This window comes from Micromonospora sp. ATLC20 (assembly GCF_057196585.1).
In genome coordinates this window covers 1-8822 of sequence record NZ_JBXUOV010000216.1, presented here as the reverse complement: position 1 = coordinate 8822, position 8822 = coordinate 1, and the positions used below count along the sequence as shown (strand labels likewise).

General features: G+C 74.3%; 8 protein-coding genes and 1 pseudogene. 2 read left to right on the top strand and 7 right to left on the bottom strand.

The window, feature by feature from the left end; translation table 11 throughout:
- The 5 genes and pseudogenes from AC2CHG_RS27810 to ruvC all read right to left on the bottom strand — a co-directional run.
- Positions 1 to 606: pseudogene (locus tag AC2CHG_RS27810) on the bottom strand (protein translocase subunit SecD); the annotation flags it as partial.
- Between the two features lie 224 nt (positions 607 to 830).
- Positions 831 to 1175 (bottom strand): preprotein translocase subunit YajC, encoded by a 345-nt coding sequence (yajC, locus tag AC2CHG_RS27805; protein ID WP_135239395.1) that lies wholly within the window; start codon positions 1173 to 1175, stop codon positions 831 to 833.
- Between the two features lie 140 nt (positions 1176 to 1315).
- Complete coding sequence (ruvB, locus tag AC2CHG_RS27800) at positions 1316 to 2380, bottom strand: Holliday junction branch migration DNA helicase RuvB (RefSeq protein WP_262012380.1); 1065 nt, start codon at positions 2378 to 2380, stop codon at positions 1316 to 1318.
- Complete coding sequence (gene ruvA / locus AC2CHG_RS27795) at positions 2377 to 2979, bottom strand: Holliday junction branch migration protein RuvA (protein WP_262012379.1); 603 nt, start codon at positions 2977 to 2979, stop codon at positions 2377 to 2379. Before ruvA ends, ruvB begins: the two co-directional genes overlap by 4 nt.
- Positions 2976 to 3503, bottom strand: a complete 528-nt coding sequence (gene ruvC / locus AC2CHG_RS27790) for a crossover junction endodeoxyribonuclease RuvC (protein WP_047892837.1) — start codon at positions 3501 to 3503, stop codon at positions 2976 to 2978. Before ruvC ends, ruvA begins: the two co-directional genes overlap by 4 nt.
- 184 nt (positions 3504 to 3687) lie before the next feature.
- On the opposite strand from ruvC, the gene AC2CHG_RS27785 reads away from it, so the two are divergent.
- A complete protein-coding gene (locus tag AC2CHG_RS27785) occupies positions 3688 to 4470 on the top strand; it encodes a 3-hydroxybutyrate dehydrogenase (protein ID WP_194802905.1) in 783 nt (260 codons plus the stop codon).
- A gap of 14 nt (positions 4471 to 4484) precedes the next feature.
- Positions 4485 to 6404: a helix-turn-helix domain-containing protein gene (locus tag AC2CHG_RS27780; protein WP_355507808.1), complete on the top strand. Its 1920-nt coding sequence runs from the start codon at positions 4485 to 4487 to the stop codon at positions 6402 to 6404.
- Positions 6405 to 6428: 24 nt separating this feature from the next.
- Here AC2CHG_RS27780 and AC2CHG_RS27775 read toward each other — a convergent pair whose 3' ends face one another.
- Together AC2CHG_RS27775 and AC2CHG_RS27770 are read right to left on the bottom strand one after the other, a co-directional pair.
- Positions 6429 to 7028: a TetR/AcrR family transcriptional regulator gene (locus AC2CHG_RS27775; protein WP_484525909.1), complete on the bottom strand. Its 600-nt coding sequence runs from the start codon at positions 7026 to 7028 to the stop codon at positions 6429 to 6431.
- A 20-nt stretch (positions 7029 to 7048) separates the two neighbouring features.
- Entirely contained in the window at positions 7049 to 8614 is a 1566-nt protein-coding gene (locus AC2CHG_RS27770) for an MFS transporter (protein ID WP_262012376.1), read from the bottom strand.
- Positions 8615 to 8822 lie beyond the last annotated feature (208 nt).

Sequence of the window (8822 nt, the reverse complement as noted above, 5' to 3'; positions counted from 1 at the left end):
GCTCGGGCTCGCGCTCGGCGCGGCGGCGCTCGGCGTCGCCGACGGGGAGGCCGGGGCCATGCCGCCCTGGCCGCCGGCGCTCGGCGATCCGCTCACCTTGGGGCTGGCGCTCGCCTTCGGCGACGCGCTGCCCGACGGCGTCGGGCTGGCGGCACCGGACGGGGTCGCGCTCGGGACCGGCGCGGGCGCGGCGGCGGCACCGCTGCCGTCGGTGGCCTTGAGCACCTTGCGGAAGCGCAGCTCGGCGGCCTCACCGACATCGGTCAGGTCGCGGTTCTGGCCGGGCAGGGAGATCACGATGTTGCGGTTGCCCTCGGTGACCACCTCGGCCTCGGCCACGCCGTAGGCGTTGACCCGGCTCTCGATGATCTGGCGGGCCTCCTCGAGGTTGTCGGCGGTCGGGGGCTTGCCGTCCACCGTGTTGGTGGCCTCGAGCGTCAGCCGGGTGCCGCCGACGAGGTCCAGGCCGAGCCGTGGCTCCAGCCGGTCCTTCCAGCCACCGCTGGCGCCGCCCGAGAAGAACACCAATAGATAGAGGACGACGAAGATGAGCCCGAGCACGGCGAGCTGCCGTCCGGGCCGCATCTGTCCCTGAGGTGGTGCCACGGCTGTCCTGTCTCCCTGTACGGTCGCGCCGCTTCCACGGCGGCGACAACTGTCGGGCCGGGGGTGTCCGCCCGACTGCTCCGGCGGGTCGGCACCGGAGGACGGCACGCCGACTGGTGCGCGGCGCGGGGGCGCCGCACGGCCCGGCCGGATGCCGGCGCCGCGCGCCGACCCCAACTATCCACTTGTACGGATGAATCCGCTGCCCCGTCCGGGACGGGTGGTCACTCCTTGACCGGCTCGGCTTCCTCGGTGATCGTCTCGGCCGCCGGCGCCTCGGCGCGCTTGATCACCCGCGCGACGGCGGGGCGGGCGTACCGGGTCTGCACGCCCGGGGCGACCTCGAGCAGAACCGTCTCGTCCTCGACCGCGGTGACCGTGCCGTGCAGGCCGCCGATGGTGACCACCTCGTCGCCCGGGGAGAGGGCGGCCTGCATCTGCTCGGCCTCGCGGCGGCGCTTCTGCTGCGGACGGATCATCATGAAGTACATGACGACGAAGAGCAGAGCGATCATGAGGATCGGCGTCAGACTGCCGGCTCCCCCGCCACTCGCTGCTGCGTAAAGCACGGTGTAGACCTTCCGGTTGGCGTCCGCCCCGGCGCCGGAGGGCGCCGCAGCGGAAGCGGATTCTCACGTCCTGTACAAACCGCGGCGAAGTCTAGTCCCTGCTCCTGAGAAGACCGAATGCGGCACAGATCACGAACGGATCACGGCTGATCGGGCTGCACCGAGAACAGATCGGGCCCCGGAGGGGCATCCGCACCAAATGTACCATTCGGGGGCGTACGGCCCAGATGGCGCCAGGCGGCCTCGGTCGCCACCCGCCCGCGGGGCGTCCGGGCCAACAGCCCGGCCCGGACCAGGAACGGCTCGCAGACCTCCTCGACCGTGTCCGGCTGCTCACCCACCGCCACGGCGAGCGTGGACAGGCCCACCGGGCCGCCCCGGAACGAGTCGACGAGCGCGGTCAGCACCGCCCGGTCGAGCCGGTCCAGGCCGAGCGCGTCCACGTCGTAGACGGTCAGCGCGGCCCGTGCGGTCTCCAGCGTGACCACGCCGTCGGCGCGCACCTCCGCGTAGTCGCGGACCCGGCGCAGCAGCCGGTTCGCGATACGCGGGGTGCCCCGGGACCGGCCGGCGATCTCCGCCGCCCCCTCGGCGGTGATCGGCACGCCGAGGATCCGGGCCGACCGGTGCAGCAGCGTCTCCAGGTCGGCCGGCGCGTAGAAGTCGAGGTGCGCGACGAAGCCGAACCGGTCGCGCATCGGGCCGGTCAGCAGGCCGGAGCGGGTGGTGGCGCCGACGAGCGTGAACGGCTCCACGTCGAGCGGGATGGCGGTGGCACCCGGGCCCTTGCCCACCACCACGTCGACGCGGAAGTCCTCCATGGCGCTGTAGAGCAGTTCCTCGGCCGGCTTGGCGATCCGGTGGATCTCGTCGATGAACAGCACGTCGCCCTCGGCGAGGCCGGTCAGGATCGCGGCCAGGTCGCCGGAGCGCTCGATGGCCGGGCCGCTGGTCACCCGGATCCCGGTGCCCAGCTCGGCGGCGACGATGTTGGCCAGGCTGGTCTTGCCGAGGCCGGGCGGACCGGAGAGCAGGATGTGGTCGGGCGGGGAGCCGCGCCGCATCGCGCCCTGCAACAGCAGGTCGAGCTGGTCGCGGACGCGGTCTTGGGCGATGAACTCGTCCAGCCGCTTCGGCCGGACGCTGGCCTCCGCGTCCAGCTCGGCGTCGCTGACGTACGCCGAGACCAGGTTCTCCCCGCTCATCGGCTGCGGCCCAGGAGGCGGATCGCCTGCTTGAGCAGCACCGGCACCGGCGGGGTCTCGCCGTCGACGGTCTCCGCCACCGCGGCCACCGCCTGCTCGGCCTGACCGGCCGTCCAGCCGAGCCCGACGAGGGCCTGGCGGACCTGCTCCGGCCAGGCACCCGCGGTCACCCCGGCCGCGCCGTCGGCGCCCACCGGCACCGGGCCGACCCGGTCGCGCAGCTCCAGCACCAGCCGCTCGGCGCCCTTCTTGCCGATGCCGGGCACCCGGGTCAGCGCGGCGGTGTCGGCGTTCGCGATGGCCTTGCGGACCGCGTCCGGCGTGTGCACGGCGAGTACCGCCTGGGCCAGCCGGGGACCGACCCCGCTGGCGGTCTGGAGCAGCTCGAACAACTGCTTGGCGTCGTCGTCGGCGAAGCCGTAGAGGGTGAGCGAGTCCTCCCGGACCACAAGGCTGGTGGCGAGCCGGGCGGGCTGGCCCACGCGCAGGTCGGCGATCGTGCCGGGGGCGCACTGCACGGCCAGGCCGATGCCGCCCACCTCCACCACCGCGTGATCCGGGCCGGTGGCGGTCACCGTGCCGCGTACGCTCGCGATCATCGCGTCCCTCCTCGTCGGGCCCGTTGCGCGGCCTCGGCCAGCTTGGACCGGGTGCCGCCGCGCCACACGTGACAGATGGCCAGCGCCAGCGCGTCGGCGGCGTCGGCCGGCTTCGGCGGCTCGGGCAGCCGCAGCAGCCGGGTGACCATGGTGGTCATCTGCTTCTTGTCCGCCTGCCCCGACCCGGTCACCGCGGCCTTGACCTCGCTCGGCGTGTACGTCGTCACCGGCAGCCCGGCCCGGGCCCCGGCGAGCACCGCGACGCCGCTGGCCTGCGCGGTGCCCATCACGGTGCGGACGTTGTGCTGGCTGAACACGCGCTCCACCGCGACCGCGTCCGGCCGGTGCTCGGCGACCAGGTCGGTCAGCGAGCGGTCCAGGTGCAGCAGGCGCAGCGCGAGGTCGTCCTCCGGGTCGGTGTAGACCACGTAGTAGGCCACGAGCGTGCAGGGACGGCCCGGCACGCCCTCGACCACGCCGACCCCGCACCGGGTCAGCCCCGGGTCGACGCCCAGCACGCGCACGCCGCCTCCTCCCCGAGCCGCCAGCAGTACGTGTGTTCGACACACCCTACTGGTGCCCGCCGACGCCGGGACCGCCGGACACGCCGGGTGCGGGCGGTGACGCGGCGCACCACACAGGCGGGCGGTGGAGTATGTGTCGCCGCCCCATGTGCCAGGGGGCAACCGGCTCGTACGTTCATGCGCCATGACGGCAGAACCCGTGGCGGTCCCCCACGTCGTACACGTCGACCTGACCGGTCGCACCGCGCTGGTCACAGGTGGTGGCGGCGGCATCGGACGGGCCTGTGCCCTGCGCCTGGCGGCGGCCGGCGCGACGGTCGTGGTGCTGGACCGCGACGTGACGGCGGCCGAGGCGGTGGCCGCCGAGGCCGGCGGCCGGGCGGTCGGGATCGACCTGGCCGACCCGGCGGCGGTGGACCGGCTCGGCGTCGACGCCGACATCGTGGTCAACAACGCCGGGCTGCAGCACGTCGCACCGGTGCAGGACTTCCCGGTCGAGCGCTTCGAGTACATCCAGCGGGTGATGGTGGAGGCGCCGTTCCTGCTGATCCGCCGCGCGCTGCCCCGGATGTACGCGAACGGCTGGGGCCGGATCGTGAACATCTCCTCGGTGCACGGGCTGCGCGCCTCGCCGTTCAAGGCCGCGTACGTCTCGGCCAAGCACGCGCTGGAGGGCCTGTCCAAGGTGGTCGCGCTGGAGGGCGCCGCGCACGGCGTCACGGCCAACTGCATCAACCCGGCGTACGTGCGCACCGCGCTGGTGGAGAGCCAGATCGCCGACCAGGCGGCCACCCACGGCATCGGCGAGGACGAGGTGGTCGAGAAGATCATGCTGGCCCGGGCGGCGATCAAGCGGCTGATCGAGCCGGAGGAGGTGGCCGAACTGGTGGCGTACCTGTGCTCCCCGCCCGCCGCGTTCCTCACCGGCACCTCGATCGCCCTCGACGGGGGCTGGACGGCGAACTAGTGGGCCCGCGCACAATGTCGGTCATGTCGTCGCCGGTGGAGTTCCTGGAGCTGCTGGCGCGCGAGGCCGCCGCGGTCGAGTTCGAGGGCCCGCTGGTGGCCGCGCGCGCCGCCGGCCTGCCCGCCGAACGGCTCGCCGAGCTGGAGCAGGCGAAGGTGGTGGCGCTGCGGGTACGGGCGCTGCTGGCCCGCCGCCGGCGCCGGGAGACCGAGCTGTCCGGCCTGTACGACACCGCGAGCGACCTGGCCGGGCTGCGCGACCTGGACGACGTGCTGCGCGCCATCGTGCACCGGGCGCGGATCCTGCTCGGCACCGACGTGGCGTACATGACGCTCAACGACGACGAGCGCGGCGACACGTACATGCGGGTCACCGACGGCTCGATCTCGGCCCGGTTCCAGCGGCTGCGGCTGGAGCTCGGCGACGGCCTGGGCGGGCTGGTCGCGCAGACCGGCACCCCGTACGTCACCTCGAACTATCAGGAGGACGAGCGGTTCCGGCACACCGGGGAGATCGACGGCGGTGTGGGCGAGGAAGGACTGGTGGCCATCCTCGGCGTGCCGCTGCGGCTCGGGTCCAGCGTGATCGGCGTGCTGTACGCGGCCAACCGCTCGGCCCGGCCGTTCGCCCGCGAGGAGGTGTCGCTGCTGGTGTCGCTGGCGGCGCACGCGGCGGTGGCGATCGACACCGCGCGGCTGCTCGCCGAGACCCGGGCGGCCCTGGCGGAGCTGTCGGCGGCGAACAGCACCATCCGGGCGCACAGCAGCTCGGTGGAGCGCGCCGCCGCGGCGCACGACCGGATGACCGCGCTGGTGGTGCGCGGCGGCGGGATGGAGGACGTGGCGGCGGCGGTCACCGAGGTGCTCGGCGGTGCGCTGCTGGCGCTGGACGCCGAGGGCCGGCGGCTGGCCCGGGTCGGTGAGATCGAGGAGCCGGACCGGGCGGACATCGTGGAGGCGGTGGCCGCGTCCCGCACCGAGGGGCGCAGCGTGCGCCGGGGCCCGCTCTGGTACGCCGCGGTGGTGGCCGGCGCGGAGAACCTGGGCGCGCTGGTGCTGCGCCCGGACGACGAGCTGGTCGACGCCGACCAGCGCATCCTGGAGCGGGCCGCGCTGGTGACCGCGTTGCTGCTGCTGTTCCGCCGTACCGTGGCCGAGGCGGAGGGGCGGGTCCGCGGCGAGCTGCTGGACGACCTGATCGCCCGGCCGCTGCGCGACGCCGACGCGCTGCGGGCACGGGCCCGCCGGATCGCTGTGGACCTGGACGCGCCGCACGTGCTGGTGGCGGTCGGCGACGACGCGTTCGCCGAGACCGGCTCGGCCCGGCAGCGGGTGCTGTCCTGGGCCACCACGTACGCCTCGACCCGGGGTGGCCTGGCCGCGGCGCGTGACGGACGGGTGGTGCTGATGCTGCCCGGCCGGGACGCGGGCGGCGCGGCCCGCGCGGTGGCCCGGGACCTGTCCCGGGTGACCGGCCGCCCGGTGACCGCCGGGGCGAGCGGGCCGTCCACCGGGCCGGCGTCGCTCGCGGTCACGTTCGCCGAGGCGGAACGCTGCCTGTCCGCGCTGGGTGCGCTGGGGCGGGCCGGGCAGGGGGCGAGCACCACCGAGCTGGGTTTCGTCGGGCTGCTGCTGGGCGCGGTCGGTGACGCCGGGGACCGGGACGTGGCCCGGTTCCTCGCCACCACTGTGGGACCGGTGCTGGACTACGACGCCCGGCGGGGCACCGCGCTGGTGAAGACGCTGGAGGCGTACTTCGGGGTGGGCGGCAGCCTGGCCCGGGCCGCCGAACAGCTGCACGTGCACGTCAACACGGTCACCCAGCGGCTGGAGCGGGTCGGTCACCTGCTCGGCGCGGACTGGCAGCGGCCGGAGCGGGCGCTGGAGGTGCAGCTCGCGCTGCGCCTGCACCGGCTGCGCACGCCCGGCCGATGAGCGGCCGGGCACGGCGACCCGGGATCAGCGCACGCGCAGGCCGTCCAGGACCGTGTCCACGATCCGCTCGGGCAGCAGCCGCTCGTCGCGCTCAGGGTGCCAGCGCAGCATCCGCTGGGTGAGCATCGGCGCGGTGAGCAGCGCCATCGCCACCTCGATGTCGAGGTCCGCGCGCAGCTCGCCCCGGTCGATCGCGCGGAGCAGCACCTCGCGCATCGCCGCCCGCCGGGGCTCGATGATCGCCTCGTACGCCTGCCGGTGCGCCGAGCTGCGGTTCACCTCCGGCACCAGGCAGGGCATGATCTTGCGGGCGCGGGCATCGGCGTGCTGGCCCACCGCGCCGACGAGCACCACCAGGTCGTCGCGGACGGAGCGCCCGTCGGTGCGCGGCGCGGGCCCCTTGAGCGTGCGCAACGCGTCCAGCAGCAGCGCGTCCTTGCCCGGCCAGCGGCGGTAGATGGTGGCCTTGCCGACTCCGGCGCGGTTCGCGATCGCCTCGATCGACAGCGACTCGACGGTGCTGCCCTCGGCCAGCAGGTCGAGGGTGGCGTCGACGATCGCCTCGTCCGCGCGGGTGCTCCGCGGTCGCCCGGGGGGCGGGGGCGCGTCCGCCGGGGTATTCATCTAAGACATTGTCCACGAACCTATGCGGTACCGGCCAATTCCCGGTCGGTGACCGGCGCCGCGTCGGGGGCGACGACCGGCCGGCCCGGCATCCACCGCAGCACGATCACGATGCCGAGCGCGGCCACCACCGCGGAGGCGCCCGCCGCCCAGTGCATGGCCGAGACGAACGAGTCGTTCGCCGCGTCGATCAGTCGCGGCCCGTCGGGGCCGAGCCGGCCGGCGACCGCGTACGCCCCGGACACCGATTCGCGGGCCGCGTCGCGCACCGGGGCGGGCAGGGCGGCCACCGCCGGGCCGACCTGGTCGCGGTAGACGGCGGAGAGCACCGAGCCGAGCACCGCCACGCCGAGCGCGCCGGCCACCTGCCGCACGGTGTTGCTCACCGCGGAACCGACGCCGGCCTTCTCCCGGGGCAGCGACGACATGATCGACTCGGTGGCCGGCGGCATGATGTTCGCCATTCCGGCGCCCTGGAGGAAGCCCAGCGCCGAGAAGATCCAGATCGGGGTGTCCGCGTCGATGAAGACGAACGCGGCGAGCGCCACGGTGGTGAGCAGCAGCCCGGCGGCCGCGACCGCCCGGCCGCCGTAGCGGCGGACCATCGCCGCGCTGCGCGGCGCGAAGATCAGCTGGGCCGCGGCGAACGGCAGGAACAGCAGGCCGCTCTCCAGCGGGCTGTAGCCGCGCACGAGCTGCAGATAGAACGCCCCGAAGAACATCACGCCCATGGCGGCGAAGAAGACCAGCCCGACCAGGGCCACCGGCGCGGCGAACCGGGGCACCCGGAACAGCCGTACGTCAAGCGACGGGTGGTCGCTGCGCAGTTCGTGGGCGACGAACCAGCCGAGGACCGCGAGGCCGCCGAGCACCGCGACCCACACCTGCGGGCGGCCGAAGCCGTGCTCGCCGCCGTCGATGATGCCGTAGGTGAGCGCGACCAGGCCGACCACCGAGAGCAGCACGCCGAGCAGGTCCACCCGGCCGGGCTTGGGGTCGCGGGACTCGGGCACCAGCGCCGCGACGAGCACCACGCCGAGCACCACCACCGGCACGTTGATCAGGAAGACCGAGCCCCACCAGAAGTGCTCCAGCAACGCGCCGCCGAGCACCGGGCCGATCGCCACCGCGAGGCCGACCGCGCCGGCCCAGACGCCGATCGCCTTGGCACGCTCGCGCGGGTCGAAGACGTTGGAGATGATCGAGAGCGTCACCGGCATGATGGCCGCGCCGCCGACGCCCATCAGCGCGCGGGCCGCGATCAGCTGGCCCGGGTCCTGCGCGTACGCGGACAGCAGCGAGGACAGGCCGAACAGCGCCAGCCCGAGGATCAGGAAGCGGCGGCGGCCGAGCCGGTCACCGAGCACGCCGAAGGTGAACAGCAGCCCGGCGAAGACGAGCGTGTAGGAGTTGATCGCCCATTCCAGCTCGCCCTGGGTGGCGCCGAGGCCGTGCACCGGGTCGGCCAGCGTGCGCAGCGCGACGTTGAGGATGGTGTTGTCGAGGACGACCACGAGGAGGCTGATCACCAGCACCCCGAGGATCGCCCACCTCCTCGGGTGTCCGGTGTTCTCGTGTGGTTCCACGTCCGTGCTCCCCCCGGTTTCCCCGCGTCGGAATACGATACGGGTCAGACTCGTAACGGAGCCGAGCGTAGGTGAGCGGGTTTCGATACGGAACCGGTTCGTATCGAATGTGTCTCAGGTCACGCGGGCGGCCCGGCGGCCAGGGCCAGCCGCAGCACCGCGTCCCGCACCGGCAGCAGCCGGCGCACGCCGGACAGCCGCCCCGCCC